This is a genomic window from Algoriphagus marinus (assembly GCF_001936475.1).
Taxonomy (GTDB): Bacteria; Bacteroidota; Bacteroidia; order Cytophagales; family Cyclobacteriaceae; genus Algoriphagus; species Algoriphagus marinus.
The window spans coordinates 71,963-92,553 of record NZ_MSPQ01000013.1; the positions used below are offsets into that span (position 1 = coordinate 71,963).

Genomic DNA, 20,591 nt, shown 5'->3' on the forward strand with positions numbered 1-20,591 from the left:
ATATTTATCGGGATCGGGAGAATGCCCTGAATGATTATTTCCCTGTAGGAGCCCTTTTAACATGGGCATTTCATGGTTTTGATTATTTATTGGAAGCTAAATTTTTTGCACGAAGGCTGAATAATAGGACCATGACAAAACAGGCTAAAGGCAATATGAAAGAAAAATTCACCTCAGGTACTCCCAGGATCAGCACATCATTGTAGTTAGAACCTCCGATATCCAAAAGCATTCCTTGCAGCGTGGGCATGATTGCTCCACCCACAATTGCCATGACGAGATAAGCAGCGGCAAATTTGGAATCTTCCCCCAGTCCTTCAAGAGCTATTCCATAGATCGTGGGAAACATGAGTGACATCGCAAAAGATATAGCGACAAGGCTATATAGGCCTGCCATTCCCGGTAAAAATATGGCTCCAGCTGTGAATATTATAGCTAAAATGGAGAAAATACTCAGCAGTTTACTTGGCTGGATAAAACGGAGTAGGAACGTACAAATCCACCGTCCTACTAGAAATACCAGCAAAGCGGCATAGCCAAAATTCACAGCCTCAGCATTACTGATTCCCAGTACTTCGGCATATTGGTAGATGTAGGTCCAAACCATAATTTGTGCACCGACATAAAACATCTGCGCAAGGGTTCCCTCCACAAAATTTCGATTCTTCAAAAGTCTCCGCATGGTATTCCTGAAGTCTACTTTGGAGTTGGAATCTTTATTTTCCGGCATTTTGGCCAAGGCTATCACAACCAAAATCCCCAAAACCACCAATCCGAGAATCACATAGGGATCTCGGATGACCATTAAATCAGCTGTTCGAATGACTGCTTTGGCAGACTCATCCAAAGACTCAAAGATGATTTTTCCATCTGCATCTGTAGCATTAGACTGTAGTGCATTTAGGATAAATTCCTTTGCTACAAAAAGTCCAGCTAGTGCGCCCATTGGATTGAAAGCTTGGGCCAGATTCAATCGTTGAGTCGCTGTAGCCTCAGGACCCATAGAGAGGATGTAAGGATTGGCAGTCGTCTCCAAAAAGGCCAATCCAAATGTCAAAATGTAAAGTGAAGCCAAGAAGAAACCATAGCTTTCCCAAGCTGCCGCGGGGTAGAAAAGCATTGCTCCTAAGAAATAAAGGCCTAATCCAAGTAGGATTCCTGTTTTGTAAGAATACTTTTTAATGAAAAATGCAGCGGGTAAAGCCATTGTAAAATAGCCCCCATAGAAGGCAAGTTGGACAAATGAAGCTTGGGTGTTATTTAATTCCAAAACCCGTTTGAAGGCTGCGACCATGGGATTGGTGATGTCATTAGCGAAGCCCCAAAGTGCAAATAAGGATGTGATCAGGATGAAAGGAAGGAGTAATTCCTTAGGGACTAATGCGGGCTTTTTGCTCATAGGGCGCGGTCAAGATGGGTGTAGCCGCCATCCACATGGAGATGTTGTCCAGTGATGTGCATGGCTTTGTCCGAGAGAAGAAATATCACCATCGCGGCTATTTCTTCAGGTTTGGTCATTCGATTTCCCAAAGGAATTTTAGAGTTGATTGAATCCAATTTTGCTGCCGGATCTTCAAATGTTTGAATCCAACTTTCATACATGGGTGTCATCACTTCTGCTGGAATTACGGCATTTACCCGGATTTGGTAGGGGAGAAGCTCCACTGCCCATTCCCGAGTGAGGGAAAGAATCGCACCTTTTGCCGCTGTGTAGCCTGAAGTATTTCCTTGACCTGTAAGGGCTGTTTTACTACTGATATTGACAATACTTCCCTTGCTTGCTCTTAGATGAGGCAAAGCAAAATGAGCCAAATCATAATAGTGATTTAGATTTTTTGCGACGGAAGCTATGAATGCTTTTGGATTTCCTTTTTCCAGACCGACCCCATCATTGACTCCTGCATTGTTTACGATCCCGTCGATTCTTCCAAAAGCCTGAAATGCTTGTTTCACGGCATTTTCAGAATCTTTTTCGTTGGAAAGCAAAATTGGAATTTGAAGTCCTCTGCTATTTTGAAGTAACTCAGCCCCAGCTTTTTCATCCGGATCTATGATTACGGGGATTGCGCCTTCGGCTAAAAGTTCAGTTGCCACAGCTCCGCCAATTCCTTTTGCTCCTCCGCTGATTAAAAAAACTTTGTCTTTGAGATTCAAATTCATGCAGATTCGGTCTAGATCAAGCGATAAGTTAAGGCTTTATTCCATAAAATTCCATGGCTGTTCCACCCATGATTTGTGCTTTCTCACTTGGAGAAAGAGGTTGAATAAAGGCCTCGATAATCTCCAATACCTGCTCGTAATGACCTGCAACCAAGCATACCGGCCAATCACTTCCAAACATCAAGCGCTTCGGTCCGAAAAGTTCGAGTGCTGAATCGAGGTAGACTTTTAGCTCTGCTTTTTTCCAAGTATTCCAATTAGTTTCTGTGATCATCCCGGAAAGCTTGCAATAGATATAATCCCGCTCCGCAAGCAAACTCAATTCTTTTTTCCATTCCCGCCAGATTCCTAGCTTGATGTTAGGTTTAGCTAAATGATCGATCACAAAAGGTTGTTCGGGAGCTCTTTTTATAAAATGATAGGTCGCTTCCAATTGATTTGCAAAAATCAAAAGATCATAAGTATAGCCTCGTTTTCCAAGTTTGGTAATTCCTCTGATAAACTCCGGTCGGAGCATATAGTCTACATTTTTGGATTGAAGTACTTCACGGTAACCTTTGAGTTTGGTTTGTTTTGCGAACTGATCTAATTCTTGATCGAGCTTATCTGCCCCAAGGTCTACCCAGCCGACCACTGCTTTGATAAACTCATGCTCCAAAGCCAGGTCGCATAGAAAGGCTGTTTCTCGAATGCTTTCGTCAGCTTGAACAGCAATGCATCCATCTATCGTATTTCGTTCTAAAATTGGAAAAAGATCATCCGGGAGAAAATTTTTGCGGATTAGTTTCATCTCTTCATTAATCCAAGGCTGACGCTTAGGATCGTACTTCCAGAAATGCTGGTGTGAATCTATCTTCATGCTTCAGGGTCAATCATCGCCACTTGCCGCGACCAGCCGAGACCATCTATTCCCAATTCTACGATATCACCAGGTTGTAAATATTTTGGCTCGGGTTTCAGTCCCATTCCCACTCCTGCAGGTGTCCCTGTTGAGATTACATCTCCCGGAAGCAGCGTCATGTATTGACTAATATGGGAGACAATCGTAGGCAGATCAAAGATCAAATCTGAAGTATTGCTATCCTGCAGGATTTTCCCATTCAGTTTCAACCAAAGACGGAGGTGATGAGGATCTGTGATTTCTTCTTTTGTTACTAATATTGGGCCTAGGGGAGCAAAATTATCTGCGCTTTTTCCTTTGACCCATTGTCCCCCATGACGTAGCTGAAAGTCCCGCTCACTCACATCATTGTGGAGGCAGTAGCCAGCAACATAATCCATCGCATTTTCCACTGAAACATATTTGGCCCGCTTTCCGATTACGATGGCGAGTTCAACCTCCCAGTCGGTCTGTACTGAATTCTTTGGGATCAAAATTGGGTCAAATGGTCCGGAAAGTGAGGAGGTGGCTTTCATAAAAATGATCGGAACTTCTGGTACCGCCATGCCTGCTTCCTCTGCATGCTTTCTGTAATTTAGTCCTACGCAGATGATTTTAGAAGGTCTTGCTATGGGAGATCCTATTCTTGCATTAGCTGGGATTTCCGCCAATGAATTTTGATTTTTTGAAAGCCATTCTTCCAATCGTTTTAATCCATCCGAAGCGAAAAATGCCTCATTCCAATCTTCTCCAAAACTGGAGCAATCCAGATTTCTTCCAGCAGCGTCCTGAATTCCTGCTTTTTCTTTTCCGAATTCGCCAAATCGTATCAGTTTCATAGGTTAGTTTTTTAAGTATTAATTATCAAGACATTAGTATCAAGATTTAGGGCCAATAATCTTGGGTCAAGTTTATTAATCGGACAATTATTTAGTGTGATCCTAATCTTTCAATTTTCAAATCTTTCAATTTTCCAATCCCTACCTCACATTTTCAATCCCATAAATCCACCATCAATAGTATAATTACTTCCGGTAATAAAGCCACCTGCATCTGAGCTGATGAAATAGGCCAATTCAGCGATTTCTTCTGGTGATCCCATTCTTCCAATGGGTTGAGTAGCGGCAAGTTTGTCAAACATTTCCTTTTCCTGTCCGGGGTAGTTCTTTGCAATAAATCCATCTACAAAAGGGGTATGTACCCTTCCTGGAGAAAGACAGTTGCAACGGATCCCATCTGCGACATAATCTCTCGCGATACTGAGGGTCATGGTGAGCATCGCACCTTTAGTCATGCTGTAGGCGAAGCGATCAGGAATACCAATAGTTGCAGCTACGGAGGCCATATTGAGAATCGAACCCCCGCCGTCTTGCTTTAGCTTGGGTAATGCTGCCTGAATACAAAGAAAAGAGCCTTTGACATTCACTTGAAAAAGCCGCTCAAAATCAGCTTCTGAGGTGTTTTCTACTTTTCCGATATGAGAAATTCCAGCATTGTTTATGAGGGTATCAATTTTCCCCGGAATGGCTTCAAATGTTGATTTGACTGATTCTGCCTCGGTAATATTGCAATTCAGGAAGGTGATAGAATAGCCTTTTTCTTTTAGCTCCTTCGCGACCTTTTCTCCCTCTGATTGATTAGTGTCAATGAAAAATACATCCCAATTTTCTGATGCGAATTTTTTCACCATTGCCAAGCCAATTCCGCTTGCACCACCTGTGATTACTACTGTTTTATTTTTCATAGCTTGGGTAAAAAAGAAATATACCGAACTCTTTCAAGTTAGCAAAAGAGAATTGGATAAGGCTAGAGCTTAACGATTTCACCGGTTTTCACAGATTCATCACAGGCGAAAGCGATCTTCAAGCTATTTATTGCATCATCCAAATGATCGCTTAAGTCTATATCTTCCAAAATTGCTTTCAGAAAATAAGCTTGTTCACGATCACATAATTCCTGATGTCCGGGCTCATCGGTCATATCAATCCACTCATCAGCTTTGGTGAATTCATTTTTGGAATCAATATCGGCATGATGCACTCGGATGGATTCGGTTTTGGTATGGCTGTCCACATGGTCAGATTTGCCAGATGATGCAGCGTCTTTTGCCGTGATTGATACAGATCCTTTTGGGCCAAAGACATCCTTGATAAAGAAAGCAGTTTCTGAAACCATCGGGCCCCAAGCCGCCTCATACCAGCCAACTGATCCATCCTCAAATCGAATCTGAAGCTGCCCGTAATTGTAATTATCGACCGCAATATCTGGAGTAAGTCTTGCTCCGATTGCGGATACCGAAACTGGTTTTGATCGGGTCATCTGGCACATCACATCGATGTAATGCACTCCGCAGTCCACGATGGGGCTGAGACTTTTCATCAAATTTCGATGAACATCCCACATGTAGCCGTGGCTTTGCTGATTGAGATTCATCCGCATCACTAATGGTTTTCCCATCTTTTGAGCTTCCTCGATAAAACGAATCCAGGAAGGATGATGTCTTAAAATATAGCCGACCACGACTTTTTTGCCCGTTTCCTTTGCTTTGGAAATAATTCGCTCGCAACCCAAAATCGTATCAGCCAAGGGCTTTTCGATAAAAATATGGCAGCCGGCTTCCAATGCTTTTACTGCAAATTCTTCATGTGTATCAGGATAGGTGGATATGCAAACCGCGTCAGGTTTTGATTTGTCTAAGGCTGTTTCAAAATCCTCAAAAAGCGGATAGTTTTCTTTCAATGACTGATTGAGTTTTACCTTGCTATCTCCTCGTGAGACCAGCCCGCAGATTTCAAATTCAGGCATGTGATGATAAGCTGTCGCATGGGATGCTCCCATATTTCCACAGCCCACTACTAGTATTCGAATTGGGTTTTTCTGATTCATTTTCTTGGTTTTTTTCTCAAAATGTGATTGAACTGACAGTTATTGAGGAAGAAACAAATGACATCATTTTATCCTCGAATTTTTTCTATTTCCTGCTGGTCTAAGTAAACGATTGATACTTGTAAGGCTATCGGTTTAACAGGTTCATCCTTGCTATCTCGTTTGACGCGTACGATTCGCTCGATAATGTCCATTCCTTTAATCACTTGGCCAAAAATCGTATAATCTCCATCTAATCTGGGAATTCCTTCTGGGTTTTGAACGATATAAAACTGACATCTGGCGGATAATTTGTCCGGATTTCCATCTCTACCTGCTCCGACTGCACCATAGACATGTTTTAATTCCGGGACAAATTCAGGAGCCAAAAGGTATTCAGGATCGTTGAATCCTTCCTCCGTATCAGGGCATCCGCCTTGAGCTACGAAATTCGGAATTACTCGATTAAAAGTCAGTGAATCCCAATAGCCAGCTTCTGCCAATTCGATGAAACTCGCCTTGTGGTTGGGAGTACGGTCATCGAGTTCAATAAATATCTCACCATATGGAGTTACGATTTTTCCCAATGGAATTTTCTCCTGAGAAAAACATAAAACAGGAATTAAAAAAAATGCAATTAGATAAAATCCTTGTTTCATGTTTCTTTTGGTGAAAGTGCCTTAATCTGATTATTTACAGGATTCGCATACATTGAGAGAAAGCTTTTTACCAGAAAATCATTCTGGATATCTACTTTTTCACGAAGTCGTTTTTCAAAAGCCTCTTTTTCCTCATTAGTATATTCATTCTTAAATTCTTCATCTCCATAGAGTAAATCATGAGCAATGTAGTTGCTAGGCCAAAGTTTGTAGCCTGCCCAAATTTTCTGATCAATGATATTAGCTAGCTGACTTAGCTTCTCCCCCGAACCTAATCCGGAAGTAGAGATTTCTTTGATCTCTTCGGTAAGAAGTCCATTTACTTGAAGATGGATTCTTTTTTTAGTTCCCATGAGACCCCTTAGGAGGTTCTGGAAATCTTCATTTTCACTTTTCACATACTTTTCATCTCTTGATTTTGCCAAGAGTTCGGGCATTTTCAATACATCTGTAGGATCATATTCATAGGATATGGAAATCGGAACCACTTTTACCTTTTCAAAAAAGGAAAATTGATCTTTACCTTCTTCTGCTAAGGTGAGCATTTTTAAAACGCCCTTATGCGTAGCATCATTTCCATCTTTGGTTCGACCTTCTCGTTGTGCTGTCCAGACTGAACGATTTTCATTGAGCAAACTTTTTCGAATAAAAGCTGAAGCCAACTGCGAGCTTTCCAGTAAGGCACGTCCTTGCAGTCCTCTTTTGATGGCAAAATTCCGGTTCAATCGGGATAAGATGTGCAAAAAAGGCTTTTGTATTAAGTTGTCTCCGATTGCAGAAGTCGTAAGCACCAAACCATTTTCATAAAGACAAGCATTCAGCAAAGAAGTGTCTAAGATGATGTCTCGGTGATTGGAAATAAACAGGTAAGCCGTGTTAGGCTCAAGTTGGTCAAAACCACCGGTGCTTAAACCATTTGAACTTTTCTCCAGCACTTTTTTAACACCTGGGTAAATGAAATTTACCTGAAAGTCCCGTAAGGAGTGGGTGTGAAGCATTAAATTTTTCCAGTTTTTTGAATGATCATCTGGAAATGTAAAACCCATCATGGCTTCTAGCATAGGATCATCTATGATCTGACGAATGGCAGCGTTTGCCTCGGTCTCATAAAAAGGCCTAATGGTATCGAATTGGGACATAGCTGGGATTAATTATTTTGCAAAAAGCAAATTTAAGATCAAAAGGTGAAGAAATACTTAGGGTTCTTTTATCGTTTGAGATGTTTGTTGATGAAATGCATATGTACTGGTAATGCCTCAGTCCAATACTGCCAGGTATGTGCTCCTGGTCGCTCAGTGTATTCATGGGGAGTTTTATTAGCCAAGAGAAGCTGATGCATTTGACGATTGGTGGAGATTAAGAAATCCTCTGTTCCACAATCGATGATCAATGGAATCCCATTGGCTTTTATTTGATTTACAAGTCCCACAGCAGTGTAGGTCGAAAAAGGAAACTCATATTCTATCTCACCAAGCATTACTTTTTGGCTTTCGGTTCTCATGTTTTTCAATGCCTCCCCGACTTCCCACATTCTGGTATCTATATTCATCACCCCACTCATACTCCCGGCTACAGCGAATAATTCAGGATGCTTGGCACTTAGTGTGATTGCTCCATGACCTCCCATAGACAAACCTGTAATAGCTCTCGATTCTTTTTGTGCTAGCGTACGGTATTTTTTGTCAATTTCTGGGATTAATTCAGCTGTGATGTAGGTTTCATATTGAACCGAATCGAGGAGTGGACTGTCAAAATAATAACTGCTCGGCCCTACACCCGGATTGACAATAATCATGTCGTATTCTTCTGCCATTCGATTGACCAATCCCGGTTCAGTCACCTTGGTGAGCCAATCTGAAAAGGAACCACTGCCACCATGCAATAAATATAAAGTGGGATACCGTTCCTCGCCTTGCTGATAGCTGGTGGGAAAAGTCACCGCTACTTTCAGGTTTTTCTTCATAGAGGAACTGTAGACTTGAATAGTATCCACCTTTGCCTGCGCAAAGTTTAGAGAAGGGATTAAAAAGAGTAATAGAAGTAATTTTCGCATTTATTATTTTGGTGAAATTTAGGGATGTTCCAAATTTATTGGAGAGTAAATTGAGTTGAAACAAGCTCAATTTCTTGTAATTAGGATCTTTGAAAGGGTGAAATTAGGTTTATACTAAGCTCTAAAATAGGCATAATTATGGGTTTTTGAGAGCAGATGGTGTATCTTCCAGTCAGATGGACTTAGCTGGGAGGAGTTTACATATTAACCAAAATTCATGGAAAGTTCACGAATTCAACAAATAGCCTATTTCTTGGTCACAATCGTTTTTGGAGCCATCCTCCTGAAGGAAGGAGCATTTCTAATTGTGCCATTAGTTTGGGGAGTTTTCTTTGCTTTTGCGCTTAACCCGATTGCCAATTGGTTTGAGATAAAACGGATTCCGAGAGGCATAGCAATTGCAATCAGTATTTTACTAGTCACGATGGTAGTCGTTGGAATATTCTATCTTTTAGTTAATCAGGTTATAGGACTTTTAGATGAAATTCCACAAATACAAGAGACTTTAGAAAACAAACTTAAAAGTTCGATTCTGGAAATTAATGAGCTAATTGGTTCAGGCGCGATTAATTTTGAGAGTTTAAGCCTCTCGAGTCTATTAAACCTTGAAAATATTAACACTACTATTTTTCAAACAGGTAAATCGTTGACTTTGGCTGGAATAATTCCGCTGTATACCTTTTTGCTTATTTACTATAAGGACTTTTTCGTAGAATTTATTCTTAAACTATATGCAGATCGAAATGATGCAGTCTTGACTTGGGCCACTGATTCTGGTAGAGTGATTCAATCTTATCTTTCAGGTATGCTCAAAGTCACATTTATCGTGTCCATACTCGCAGGTTTGTTTTTCTTTCTGATTGGGGTAAAATATTTTATTTTGTTTGCTGCGTTTATCGCCATTATGAATTTGATACCCTATGTTGGTGTATTTATCAGTTCGTTTTTTGCAGTGCTTTACATTTTTCTTACCACTGATTCAGTTACATACCCGATAATTGCGATTGCAGTCTTGTGGGGTATTCAATTGTTGGAAAATAATATTATCACTCCGTTGGTAGTTGGCTCTCAGGTAAAGGTTAATGCTTTGGCAGTTTTGCTAGCAATCCTGATAGGAGGGTGGCTATGGGGAATATCTGGAATGATATTATTTATCCCCTTAGTTGGTGTTTTGAAGATTAGTCTAGAGAAGTCCTCAGACATGTCAGCATTTGCTTACTTGCTTGGTGATGATGTCCCAATATCGGAGAAGAATGAGAATTATTGGAAGGCTTTTAGAAGAAAAATTGCAAAGAAAAAGAGCAACTCTTGAGTTGCTCTTTTTCTTTATTTCCAAAAGTCTGCGTTTTCGATTCCAACTTCTTTTGATTTAAATACAGGATCCTTCCCAGCTTTTCGCTGTTTTTTATAATCAGCAAGGGCTTTGAAAGCAGGTTTCCGAAGTAAAATTATAGCGATCACATTGAGCCAAGCCATCAAACCAACACCAATATCTCCCATCATCCAGGCTACTTCGGCAGTTTTTATGGACCCATAGAAAGTAGCTCCCAGAATTAATAATCTTAGTGCGGTTAAACTCCATTTGGAAGACATATGGCGTGTTAAATAGCTCAGATTAGTTTCTGCGATATAGTAGTAAGCCATTATAGTAGTGAATGCGAAAAAGAGAAGAGAGATCGCGATAAATCCTTTTCCTAAATCTGGGAACTCTGTAGCAACGGCAAACTGGGTGTACTCAGGCCCAAAGGCAACACCCGGAAGGTTTTCCACGATAAAACCTCCTTCGGGATTCAAAACGTTATACTGACCTGTGAAAAGAATCATCAAGGCAGTTGCAGTACAAACAAAAAGCGTGTCAATGTAAACGGAGAAAGATTGTACCAATCCTTGCTTAACAGGATGAGAAACCTCAGCAGCTGCCGCGGCATGTGGGGCAGTTCCTTGACCTGCTTCATTGGAATAAATCCCTCTTTTAACACCCCAAGCGATAGCCATTCCAAATACTCCGCTGAATGCAGCTTCTAAATTAAAAGCCGACTTGATTATTAATGCAAAGATTGCAGGGACTTCAGTGATGTTCATTCCGATGATAATCAATGCCATTGTAATATAAGCTGCGGCCATAATTGGGATCACCACCTCAGCGACTTTGCTGATTCGCTTTACTCCACCCAAAATGATCAATGCAAGCAGGCCAGTAATGATGGTTGCAGTATAGATTACAGGAATCCCAAAGGCATTTTCTGCGCTCAGGGCAATGCTGTTACTTTGCACGCCTGGCATAAATAGGGCTGTTGCTAGAATCGTGGCAAATGCAAATACAATGGCATACCACTTCACTCCGAGACCTTTTTCTATGTAATAAGCTGGACCACCTCGGTATTGGCCATTGTTGACCTCCTTATAGATTTGTCCTAAAGTGGCTTCAACAAATGCAGATGATGCTCCTAAAAAAGCGATTACCCACATCCAGAAAATCGCACCAGGACCTCCCATTGCGATGGCTGTAGCAACTCCGGCAATATTACCTGTTCCTACTCTTCCGGAGATGGCTATTGCAAAAGCCTGAAAAGAGGAAACTCCCTTTTCAGAAGACTCTCCCTTGAAAAGGAGTGTGACCATTTCCTTCAGATAAGTTACTTGCAAAAACCGAGTCGCTATAGAAAAATAAACACCCGCTGCCAGGCATAAAAAAATCAATGCATCACTCCAAATTACGGCGTTGATCGCCTCAATTATTTCTTTCATGTTGGTTTAATTTCCTTACTTAAGTAAGATTTAATTCAAATTTCTTGAATCGATTTAGCCGGAAAGAAAAGAAAAATAAGGCAGAAAACTTAATACAATCATACAAACGGCTCAACAGCTTTAACTTCAAGCTCAAGAAAACAGAGTTAAATAGTCCCTAAATAGCGTCATGATGGTTGAAAAAATGGAATGAGATTTCAGTTTTATATTTAAGTATGCTTAAATTCAACTAAATCTTAATTTAAAATTTTCTCCTATGGACTACAAGAAACGGATTGAGGGATTTTTGGAGTACTCTTTTAGTGAATTTCCTTCCTCAGAGTATTTGCCTGATAAGATCATAGCCGGCAAAAGCAATATTCCAACATTTTTTTACATCAAGGAATTTGATAACCCTGTAGCTGAAATTTTTACCGAAGTAGAAGTCATCAGATCCGCATTTTGCTCGCAAAAGAATTTCAGTTTTAAAGCTCCGGAATTTGATGTTTCTCAATGGAATAGACTTGAGTTCTTAATCAACGGCTTCACTGAAATAATGGGAGCTGACAATAAAAGATCCCTTTATCTGCGAGCTCAAGAAGAAGATGAGTTTTTGTTGGGGGAGTGGGAGGGAAGACGTTGGGATTTTCCTAAATATGAAGAGGTTCTGGATGTGGAAATATATTTTTCTAGAGAATCTGGTTTATCACTTGTTTTTTGGGAAAAGGTATTAGATCTAGATGATGATAAAATTGATGATTCTTGGCTTTTTGATGGATGGAAACCTGAAAAATAAACTTTGGTGGAAATCCAGTTTTAGGATTTTCAAAGTATAAGATTGGAAGTGGAATAGGTGGTAGGATATTCTAGATCTGATGGTTTTGAAATAAAAAAACTCTTAGATATTAATCCAAGAATTTTAAAGCCGGGGAGGCAGTCCCGATCACTATCGGGAGAACCTACGACCTCTTTTAGGTTTAAAATAAAAAAACTCTTAGAAATTAATCTAAGAGTTTTAAGTCGGGGTGGCAGGATTCGAACCTACGACCTCCTCGTCCCAAACGAGGCGCGATACCGGGCTACGCTACACCCCGAACGGTATCTTTTCCCCTTAAGGGAGTGCAAACATAAATAAAATTGTCTGTTGATCAACTTCAGATTTGAAAATCTTGAAACTTTTTTGAAAAAAAGGAAAGCTAACTCAATTTAAAGAGGTGTAAATACCTATAAGTCAGGTAAATGAATTGGTGTTCTTTTGAATAAATATTTTCTATTAAATAAACCCGATTTAGAAGGCGAGTAAGATCTCAAATTCGAACTACTCAGATTATGAGTAAAAAAAAAAGACGTCTTCCGAAGAAAAACGTCCTTTGAAGGCTTTGGAGGCCTGTTTTGCAGAGAGTGGGGGATTCGAACCCCCGGTACGGAATGACCCGTACGACAGTTTAGCAAACTGCTGGTTTAAGCCACTCACCCAACTCTCTGGGTGCATAATAAGCTTAAAGAAGAGGATCGTTTTCCCGTTTCATTAAGCGATGCAAATATAATCCAAATGATTAGATTTTAGCAAATCAAAAACAGATTGCTTATCAGTATAAATAATAATACTTCTAACCGACTGTAAATCACTTAAAATTATTTTTGTGTTTTTTGAAAACAATTGTTCAAAAGCTACCGTATTTCCCAAATCGATCTTTTATTTGCGTCAAATATTTTTGGAATCATGGTTATAGAAACTACAAATGCAAAATTTCTGATAGAATCTGATCAATCAAATGATGGGTTCGTTTTGATTTATTCCAATTCTTCTGATGAATTACAGCGGTTTTTCGGCTCGTTAAATATCCATTCGGATTCTAATGATAATTTTCCATTTAAAGTATGTGCAAGCAAGGATGAATTTGCGAATGCGTTGATTATAATGGTTAAAGAGATCGATTACTCTGATTCTACATTTCAGTCCAATTAATTTTTTCAAATTTTGAAATTTTTTTTCGGGAAGTAATTTTGGGACGAAAAGCATTTTTCATTTTGGCATCAGCTTTTTAATACCCAAAAAGAAATAAAATACTGATAATCAACATTTTCGAAGTGATTACTTTTGTGAATCCATTTTTTTTAGAAAATGTTTTTCTCAATATTTCGGTAGAATTGTGTCTTTAATTCCCTCCATTTCGACCTGAAATATTGATTAGTACCTCTAATATTGATGAGTTAATACCTGATTTCTTAATAGAATCAAACTATTTCCAAACAATACTTTTGGATGTAGAAGGGAATGTTATGAGTTCGTCGAAAAAGATAGATTCTAAATATTACTCTACAGAAGTTGTAAATTTTTCAAAATTTTTAGATCCCGAATTTATCTCTCAATTTGAAGAAACTATTGATCTGCTTTTAGCCTCTCCCAAAGAAAAACGGCAAATAGTATTATCCATTTTAAATGGAGAAAACATGAAATCTGATCAAGTATGGTGGGAATTTTCCACAATTATTGACTCAGAGATGGATCTTATTGGGATTATTGGAATAGGCGTGAGCACCAAATTTTTAGAACAAGAAATGCCTTGGAACAACTTGGTGGACCTACTGGAATTTGGGAAAATTCAATTGGATAAAGAATTTAGGGTACTCGATTTAGATGATAAGGTAGTTCATTGGTTAGGAATTGGGGCCGCTGAGCAGGAAGGTAATGGAGAGCTTTTTCTTTCAGAATTGCCTCTTAAGCTCCAGCCTTTAGCTATGGGTGCTCAACCAACTTGCTTGGTACTTACGGATAAAGAATCTGGGATTCACTTTTCTGCACTATTAAATCAAGTTGAGGAGGAATATCAACTGTATATTTTACCAAAATCCAGGAGAAATAAGATGCCGAATATTACCAAACCTTTTACTCCCGGTCATTTGGCTTCTTTTCCAGGAGCAGTTTGGGTGATCGATAAGTCATTGAGATTTATTCAACAGAACCAGCTGGCTTCTGATACTACGCTGGAATGGTCAGGTAATTCTTATACAAGTTCATTCGACTTTATTTTCAACTCAGAATTGAAAAGCTTAAAGCAATTAAAGCTGAATTTTTCTAAGGGCTTCGAAGGGAATCCTTCTGATTTTGAATTGAAAATCAATCCCTCTGGCACTCAGTTTACTTATTGGCATGTAGGTATTCGACCTATTTTTGATGAAATGGGATTGGTAAATCTTATTGCAGTACATGGAATTATGCTTCCACAGATAAGCAAACGACTGACAAATTTAGAAGCTGAGAATAAAGCTTTGAGGGAGTTGGTTATGAACCCATCTTACATCTTGAGATCTCCGCTTTCCTCTATGTTGGGTCTGTTGGATCTCATCGATCCTAAACAACTTGATCAGGAGAATCAGAAGTATTTCTCTTATTTAAAACCTCTGGCAAAAGAGTTGGATGAAGTGATCCGAACCAATGCCAAGCGCTTAGGCGCCTTCGACTAAAAAAGTCCTGTTAAATCTATTTTTGAAATTCTCGCCGGAAGACTCTGACCTCCGAGTGAAATTCTTTCACCGCTAATAAATAGGTTTCCTTCTTTTTCAAATACTATTCCTTCCGTCTGCGATAAAACAGCAGGACTTCCAAGAAAGATTGGTGTGGCTCTGCCAGAAAAAAAATCAGTATTTATATAATCAGAGAAAAGCCAAACAAATGACTTAGAGGAAAAGCCATTTTCTTGGTAACCAAGTAGAACCATGTTTCCTTCTGGAGAAATACTTGCTCCCGTGATCAGCCCGCCAACTTCAAATCCCCCAACACGAAGTGCTGTAGCGTTGGATGAGTTTGGATTTAAAGTATAGTGACTGGTTTTTTGGTCCAACCTATTTTTAGTGAAGAGATGAAGCTCATTATTCCAAAAAAAGAATGCTTCACAATCAAAATTATGATTCCCGCCATTACCGGAATAATCTATTTGGTCAGAATAAGAAAACGATATTTGTGATGCTTCAACTTCTTCATTTGCTAAAATATTGGAAATAGGAATTTTTAAAACGGCAAGATCTTTCCGAGTTCCATTATTATTTCCAAAATCTCCTATAAAAAGATGCGTATCACTTTGCGCCAAATCTTCCCAATCGTTGTTGGTGGTATTCTTTACATTAATTGTTCTTATAACTTTTCCGGTAAGAGGATCAAGCTCAAAAATCTCCGAGCTATTTCCTCCATCATTGATTGAAAAAAGTCGATTTTGGATAAATGCCAAGCCTGAATTTTCATTTTGAGAAATCTCCAAATCGGCTAAAATTGTCGGGGATAATGATACAGGGATTCCATTTGCATTTAAGGATATGAAGTTTTGCTCAATCGAGAAATCAACCGGGATAAATGAAAAGTTCGTGGCGCTTTGGTCTGGAAAATAGAGATCCAAATGACGATGAGCATAGCTGACAACTTGCCAGTAGGATCTAAAATAAGTCTCATTATCAAGCAGATTTATTCTAATGCTCAGGGCTTGGTCTTTTAGAGCATAGATGTAGAAAAAATTATCTCTTGAAAACAATTGGATATTCTGTGATACTAACTCAGGGGTGGAGGTTCCAAGATTTTTATTCGATAATGTAAAAAGTCCATAATCGGAAGTCGCTTCTAAAGTTAGACTTTGAGTTCCGGGATTGATAGTGATTTCTTGATTGATCCAAATAGGTAGAAAATCAGAATAAAGGTCTGTTGACCTTGTACTGGACAAAGAATAAGTTCCAATCGGTAGTTCGATGGAATATGGAGTACTGAAGTCATTTGGCTGTATTTCCAGATTAAATGTCTGTCCAGTGCTTGATTCAAATTGAATCGTGATACGATTTTGGTAGGTATGCTTCCAAACATTCTGAGAGCTTATTTTTCCAGAAGGAAAACTACTTGGGTTTAGCAACTCGATCCCAATGAAGGAAATGGTTCCAAAGTCATTATTAGGTTTTTCTTTTTCGGTACAAGAAATACCTGAAAGAATAAAAAAAAGAATAAAACAGTTTGAATAAAAACTCCTCATAATCTTGTATGTGATTGCTTCAAAATTAAAATATTAAAAAGGAAAAGGTTTATCATTCAGGCTAAAATACCAAATAACCACATCAGCTATCCTTTTTTCAAAAGATTCTAAACAATGATCTTAATCAGTCTGTTGAAAAATCAAATGATAAGGTTATGGAACAGTTAGTTGGGAAAGTGAACATAAATGGATATTCAACTTCTAAGCAAAAAGAAGAGGAAAAAGAAAAGATGTCTAACAATCAAGAGCTTCTAATCAAAGATGCCATATTTGTCAGACATGAAGGTAGCTTAGTTAAGGTGAAATTCACAGATATTTTATGGCTTAAAGCTGACGGGAATTACACTACTTTAGTCTGCAGAAAAGGTGTTTTTTCGATCCGTAACATTCTCAAAAACTTTGAAAGTGAATTGCCTTCAAAAGACTTTATGAGAATTCACAAAAGTTATGTAGTTCGTATTGATGAAATAGAATCAATAAGTTCTAAAGAAGTTGATGTTAGCGGTGATCTTGTTCCCGTTGGAAGGACTTACTACCATGCCTTAATCAATGGTATCCAAAAGCTTGGCCTAAGCGGAGAATAATTAACTCAACCAAAGTAGACTGCTGTCTCCATAGCTTAGAAATCGGTAATCATTATCTAAAGCTGAATTATAAACACTTCGCCAATCATTGCCCAGAATAGTCGCAATCAAAAGAATAAGCGTTGACCCAGGCTGATGAAAATTCGTGATTAACCCGTTTACCACACGATAGGAATATCCTGGGAAAATAAAAATCTCGGTAGTTCCCATGATTGTCTTAAGATTTTTTTGATTCATGTATCCCAAAATTGCCTCAAAGGATTCTCTCAATGTTGGAATACGTTCTCTGGTTTGATATGGGAATAGCTTTTCGATTTTAAGCTCCTCGCCCTTATTCTCTATCAATTTCACTCCGTACCAAAAAAGGCTTTCCAGAGTTCTGACTGAAGTCGTACCAACTGCTATAATTTTACCCTCCATTGCCAACACAGATTCAATAGTTTCTTTGTTCACATGAATCTGTTCACTGTGCATGGGATGTTCAGTGACATCCTTTGCTTTGATCGGCTGAAAGGTCCCTGCACTGACATGGAGTGTCAGTTGTGTTTTCTGTATTCCTTTATGTTTTAGTTTTTCAAAAATCTCAGGTGTAAAGTGTAATCCTGCAGTCGGAGCGGCCACAGCACCTTCTTTTTCTGAGTACACAGTCTGGTAGCGATTTTTATCTTCAGTTTCTGGCTTTCGATTGAGATAGGGCGGAAGTGGTACCTCACCACTGGCCTCTACCACATCTACAAAAGCAACTTGGGAATCATTCCAGGAAAATTCAACTTTCCGGCTTTCTCGATCCAATAATTTTGCTTGTAAAAGAATTTCTTTCTCGTTTAGCAAGACTCTTCCGGTCAGGATTTCTCCATCTTTCCATTTTTTGGAATTTCCAATCATTGTCTCCCAGACTACCGGATGCTTGGCAAGCATTATTTCAGGAATGACCGTTGTGGGCAAAATAGGCTGTAAAAGAAAAATTTCAATTCTTGCTCCCGTCTCTCGTTGGAAAATCAATCTTGCCGGGATCACTTTTGTATCATTGTAGACCAATAGTGAATCTTTAGGTAATATTGCAGGGATGTCATAGAAATTCCAATGGCTGATTTCTCCATTTTTATATTGAAGTAGCTTGGATTCATCTCGCTTTTTCAAAGGAAATTTGGCTATTCTTTCCTCTGGGAGCGTATATTCGTAGTCTTTTAAATCAATCTTTGGGATCTGCATGACAGGTCTAAATTTCAGTTTGCAAATATAGACCATTCGCTTTAATCCTATTTTAATTCTCCAAAATTCAATGCCTTCAACATTTTTGCTTCGATTTGAATGGATCAAAAGAACCTTAAACTTCCGATTTGATGCAGGGACTTCGCGGGGAGTTCTAAAGACAAGACCAGTTTATTGGATTAAAGCTTTTGATCCTCAGCAGCCAAAACGAGTAGGCTGGGGAGAAGCAGCGCCTCTGGTGAAACTAAGTTTGGACGATATTCCGGATTTTGAGTTGTTATTGGAAAAGGAGCTATCAAGACTTCAAGGGATAAACTTTGAAAATGATGCAGAACTTGTTTTACTGCATCTGAAAAAGATCGTTTCTCCCAAGTTGCCAAGTGTCAGATTTGGACTGGAAACAGCAGTTTTGGATTTTTTGAATGGTGGGAAAAAGCGAATCCTTCCTAATCCATTTTTTGATGAAAATCAGCCCATTCCAATAAATGGATTGATTTGGATGGGAGATCCTGAATTTATGGCCTCCCAGATTGAAGAGAAAATTGATCAGGGCTTCGATTGCATCAAAATGAAAATTGGGGCAATAGATTTTGAACAGGAACTAGCACTTTTGGAATACATCAGAAGCCGGTTCTCGAAAGAAGAAATGACCCTTCGAGTGGATGCAAATGGTGCCTTTTCGGTAGCAGAAGCAAAGATCAAACTTGCGGAGCTTGCCAAACTTGATATTCACAGCATCGAGCAGCCTATCCCTGCTGGGAAGATTAAAGAGATGGCTGAGCTTTGTAAAGGAACGCCTCTGCCAATTGCTTTGGATGAGGAATTGATCGGTGTAATCGAAAAGGCTGAGCTCTTAGATTCCATAGCACCACAACATATTATTCTAAAGCCTACCTTATTAGGGGGCATTTTAGAAACCAGAGAGTGGATTAGACTTGCTGAAGAACGTAATATTGGCTGGTGGATGACTTCTGCGCTGGAGAGTAATATTGGGCTGAACGCAATTGCTCAATTGGCTTCCAGTTTGATTCCTACTATTCCACAAGGCTTGGGGACGGGTAAACTTTTTCACAATAATCTGGAATCTCCACTTGTGATAGAATCAGGTACGATTAGTTATCATTCAGATCTAGACTGGGAAAATCCTTCTTAATTCTCCAAAGGAAATAAGTAAACAGGTTTATGAACTGCTACCTTCCAAGCTTTCTGAGAAAGTAACCCGGAATTTGAATTTCGCTCAAATACCACAATATCATTACTTGCCTGATGTGCACAAAGAAGATATTTTCCGTCAGAGGTTAGGTTGAAGTTTCTCGGCATTAAGCCACCGGATGAGATGACTTGAATAAGCTTGTAGCTTCCTGATTCATCTTTCCCAAAGACAGAAATGGTGTTTGCTTCTCCACGGTTAGATACATACACATTTTCTCCGTCTGGAGACAAGCGAACTTCTGCAGCACCCACGCCTCCTTGGAAACCCTCCTCAAGCATTGAAAGTCGTTGTCTAGAACTTAGTATCCCTTCTGTGAAATCTAAGACCTCCAAGTTTGCAGTTAATTCCTGTACTGCGAATACAGTTTTTCCATCTGATGAAAAAGCCAAATGCCTAGGCCCATCTCCCTTAATGACCTCATATTCCGAAACCAATTCAAGAGGTGTTTCTTTACTTGAGACAATGGAATATGTATATATTTTGTCAGTACCAAGATCTGCCACGATCAGGTATTTTCCATCCGGACTGAAAACCGTACTGTGTACATGTGCTTTCTCTTGCCGGTCTGTATTGACACTGGATCCTTCATGCTGAATTGTCTGGAGGTACTCCAATTTACTTCCATTACCCACCTTGAAAAAACTAAGATTGCCTCCAGTGTAATTACCGACTGCAAGAAATTCTTCATTTGGCGACAGAGCCAAATAACAGGGGTGATCTCCATACGAAGGAATAGTATCGAGGGGAATGAGTTCATCTCCGACTTTAGAAAAAGTCATCACATTTCCTCCGGTTTGACTCATATCTTCTTCTAAAGCAAAGACTAGATTTTCCGCTTTATTACTGATCACAAAAGATGGGTTTTTTACTCCAGGTGCTATCAGCTTTACTTCAAATAAATTTGAGTCGGGATTAAATCGTACCAAGTTGATGCCCTGGTCTTCTTGATCCGTATACGTTCCAACTAAAAAAGAATAAGCTTTTGAAGGAGTTTCCATTTCAGTCGTTTTGGGTGGATTACAGGCAATAGTGAAAACTAGTATCACAATACCTAAAGTAAGTTGCTTCATTTGGTTAAGATAAGTAAATCATACTTTAAGTTTAAAGCTCGGTTTTAAAATCAATTAAATTTTAAAAAAACGGAATAAAATACTTTTTCTGTTGGAGATATTGTAATGATTTAGGGTGTTTTTAGAATTTTCACTAATTTAACCATTGAATTAAAC

Annotated in this window: 19 protein-coding genes and 2 tRNA genes; 6 read left to right on the top strand and 15 right to left on the bottom strand. The window is 39.1% G+C overall.

Annotated elements, in window-relative coordinates:
* Positions 1 to 82: 82 nt before the first annotated feature.
* From fucP to BVC88_RS17820, 9 genes are all read right to left on the bottom strand, one after another.
* Entirely contained in the window at positions 83 to 1,399 is a 1,317-nt protein-coding gene (fucP, locus tag BVC88_RS17780; protein WP_075352071.1) for an L-fucose:H+ symporter permease, read from the bottom strand.
* Entirely contained in the window at positions 1,396 to 2,160 is a 765-nt protein-coding gene (locus tag BVC88_RS17785; protein WP_075352072.1) for an L-fucose dehydrogenase, read from the bottom strand. The genes fucP and BVC88_RS17785 overlap by 4 nt, the downstream gene beginning before the upstream one ends.
* Before the next feature lie 28 nt (positions 2,161 to 2,188).
* Positions 2,189 to 3,019, bottom strand: coding sequence for an amidohydrolase family protein (locus BVC88_RS17790; RefSeq protein ID WP_075352073.1), 831 nt, complete (start codon positions 3,017 to 3,019; stop codon positions 2,189 to 2,191).
* Positions 3,016 to 3,879, bottom strand: a complete 864-nt coding sequence (locus BVC88_RS17795) for a fumarylacetoacetate hydrolase family protein (RefSeq protein WP_075352074.1) — start codon at positions 3,877 to 3,879, stop codon at positions 3,016 to 3,018. The genes BVC88_RS17790 and BVC88_RS17795 overlap by 4 nt, the downstream gene beginning before the upstream one ends.
* A gap of 146 nt (positions 3,880 to 4,025) precedes the next feature.
* The gene (locus BVC88_RS17800; RefSeq protein ID WP_075352075.1) at positions 4,026 to 4,784 is read right to left on the bottom strand and encodes an SDR family NAD(P)-dependent oxidoreductase; all 759 of its coding nucleotides are present in this window, start codon (positions 4,782 to 4,784) and stop codon (positions 4,026 to 4,028) included.
* A 62-nt stretch (positions 4,785 to 4,846) separates the two neighbouring features.
* On the bottom strand, positions 4,847 to 5,926 hold the full coding sequence (locus tag BVC88_RS17805; protein WP_075352076.1) for a Gfo/Idh/MocA family protein: 1,080 nt from the start codon (positions 5,924 to 5,926) through the stop codon (positions 4,847 to 4,849).
* A gap of 68 nt (positions 5,927 to 5,994) precedes the next feature.
* Positions 5,995 to 6,564 (bottom strand): peptidylprolyl isomerase, encoded by a 570-nt coding sequence (locus BVC88_RS17810; RefSeq protein ID WP_075352077.1) that lies wholly within the window; start codon positions 6,562 to 6,564, stop codon positions 5,995 to 5,997.
* Positions 6,561 to 7,703: a 1-acyl-sn-glycerol-3-phosphate acyltransferase gene (locus tag BVC88_RS17815; protein WP_075352078.1), complete on the bottom strand. Its 1,143-nt coding sequence runs from the start codon at positions 7,701 to 7,703 to the stop codon at positions 6,561 to 6,563. The genes BVC88_RS17810 and BVC88_RS17815 overlap by 4 nt, the downstream gene beginning before the upstream one ends.
* Before the next feature lie 68 nt (positions 7,704 to 7,771).
* Complete coding sequence (locus tag BVC88_RS17820) at positions 7,772 to 8,617, bottom strand: alpha/beta hydrolase (protein ID WP_075352079.1); 846 nt, start codon at positions 8,615 to 8,617, stop codon at positions 7,772 to 7,774.
* A gap of 217 nt (positions 8,618 to 8,834) precedes the next feature.
* Here BVC88_RS17820 and BVC88_RS17825 point away from each other — a divergent pair, with 217 nt between their 5' ends.
* Positions 8,835 to 9,929, top strand: a complete 1,095-nt coding sequence (locus tag BVC88_RS17825; RefSeq protein ID WP_075352080.1) for an AI-2E family transporter — start codon at positions 8,835 to 8,837, stop codon at positions 9,927 to 9,929.
* Positions 9,930 to 9,943: 14 nt separating this feature from the next.
* On the opposite strand, the gene BVC88_RS17830 is transcribed toward BVC88_RS17825, so the two are convergent.
* Positions 9,944 to 11,365, bottom strand: coding sequence for an alanine/glycine:cation symporter family protein (locus BVC88_RS17830; RefSeq protein WP_075352081.1), 1,422 nt, complete (start codon positions 11,363 to 11,365; stop codon positions 9,944 to 9,946).
* Between the two features lie 256 nt (positions 11,366 to 11,621).
* Between BVC88_RS17830 and BVC88_RS17835 the strand changes: the two genes are divergently transcribed.
* On the top strand, positions 11,622 to 12,140 hold the full coding sequence (locus BVC88_RS17835; RefSeq protein WP_075352082.1) for a hypothetical protein: 519 nt from the start codon (positions 11,622 to 11,624) through the stop codon (positions 12,138 to 12,140).
* A gap of 224 nt (positions 12,141 to 12,364) precedes the next feature.
* Here the strand turns inward: BVC88_RS17835 and BVC88_RS17840 are convergent.
* Together BVC88_RS17840 and BVC88_RS17845 are read right to left on the bottom strand one after the other, a co-directional pair.
* Positions 12,365 to 12,438 (bottom strand) — tRNA-Pro (locus BVC88_RS17840).
* A gap of 301 nt (positions 12,439 to 12,739) precedes the next feature.
* Positions 12,740 to 12,828, bottom strand: a tRNA-Ser gene (locus BVC88_RS17845).
* Between the two features lie 239 nt (positions 12,829 to 13,067).
* Between BVC88_RS17845 and BVC88_RS17850 the strand changes: the two genes are divergently transcribed.
* Together BVC88_RS17850 and BVC88_RS17855 are read left to right on the top strand one after the other, a co-directional pair.
* Positions 13,068 to 13,313: a hypothetical protein gene (locus BVC88_RS17850; RefSeq protein WP_139316600.1), complete on the top strand. Its 246-nt coding sequence runs from the start codon at positions 13,068 to 13,070 to the stop codon at positions 13,311 to 13,313.
* A gap of 218 nt (positions 13,314 to 13,531) precedes the next feature.
* Positions 13,532 to 14,812, top strand: coding sequence for a hypothetical protein (locus BVC88_RS17855; protein WP_175574444.1), 1,281 nt, complete (start codon positions 13,532 to 13,534; stop codon positions 14,810 to 14,812).
* On the opposite strand, the gene BVC88_RS17860 is transcribed toward BVC88_RS17855, so the two are convergent.
* Positions 14,809 to 16,356 (bottom strand): hypothetical protein, encoded by a 1,548-nt coding sequence (locus tag BVC88_RS17860; RefSeq protein WP_075352085.1) that lies wholly within the window; start codon positions 16,354 to 16,356, stop codon positions 14,809 to 14,811. The two genes, BVC88_RS17855 and BVC88_RS17860, sit on opposite strands and share 4 nt — an antisense overlap.
* Before the next feature lie 155 nt (positions 16,357 to 16,511).
* Between BVC88_RS17860 and BVC88_RS17865 the strand changes: the two genes are divergently transcribed.
* A complete protein-coding gene (locus BVC88_RS17865; RefSeq protein WP_075352086.1) occupies positions 16,512 to 16,940 on the top strand; it encodes a LytR/AlgR family response regulator transcription factor in 429 nt (142 codons plus the stop codon).
* Here BVC88_RS17865 and BVC88_RS17870 read toward each other — a convergent pair whose 3' ends face one another.
* Complete coding sequence (locus BVC88_RS17870) at positions 16,941 to 18,152, bottom strand: S-adenosylmethionine:tRNA ribosyltransferase-isomerase (RefSeq protein ID WP_245803677.1); 1,212 nt, start codon at positions 18,150 to 18,152, stop codon at positions 16,941 to 16,943.
* A gap of 70 nt (positions 18,153 to 18,222) precedes the next feature.
* Here BVC88_RS17870 and BVC88_RS17875 point away from each other — a divergent pair, with 70 nt between their 5' ends.
* Positions 18,223 to 19,305 (top strand): o-succinylbenzoate synthase, encoded by a 1,083-nt coding sequence (locus BVC88_RS17875; RefSeq protein WP_075352087.1) that lies wholly within the window; start codon positions 18,223 to 18,225, stop codon positions 19,303 to 19,305.
* Here BVC88_RS17875 and BVC88_RS17880 read toward each other — a convergent pair.
* Positions 19,302 to 20,435 carry a lactonase family protein gene (locus tag BVC88_RS17880; RefSeq protein WP_075352088.1) on the bottom strand — a complete coding sequence of 378 codons (1,134 nt, stop codon included), beginning with the start codon at positions 20,433 to 20,435 and terminating at the stop codon, positions 19,302 to 19,304. The two genes, BVC88_RS17875 and BVC88_RS17880, sit on opposite strands and share 4 nt — an antisense overlap.
* Positions 20,436 to 20,591 lie beyond the last annotated feature (156 nt).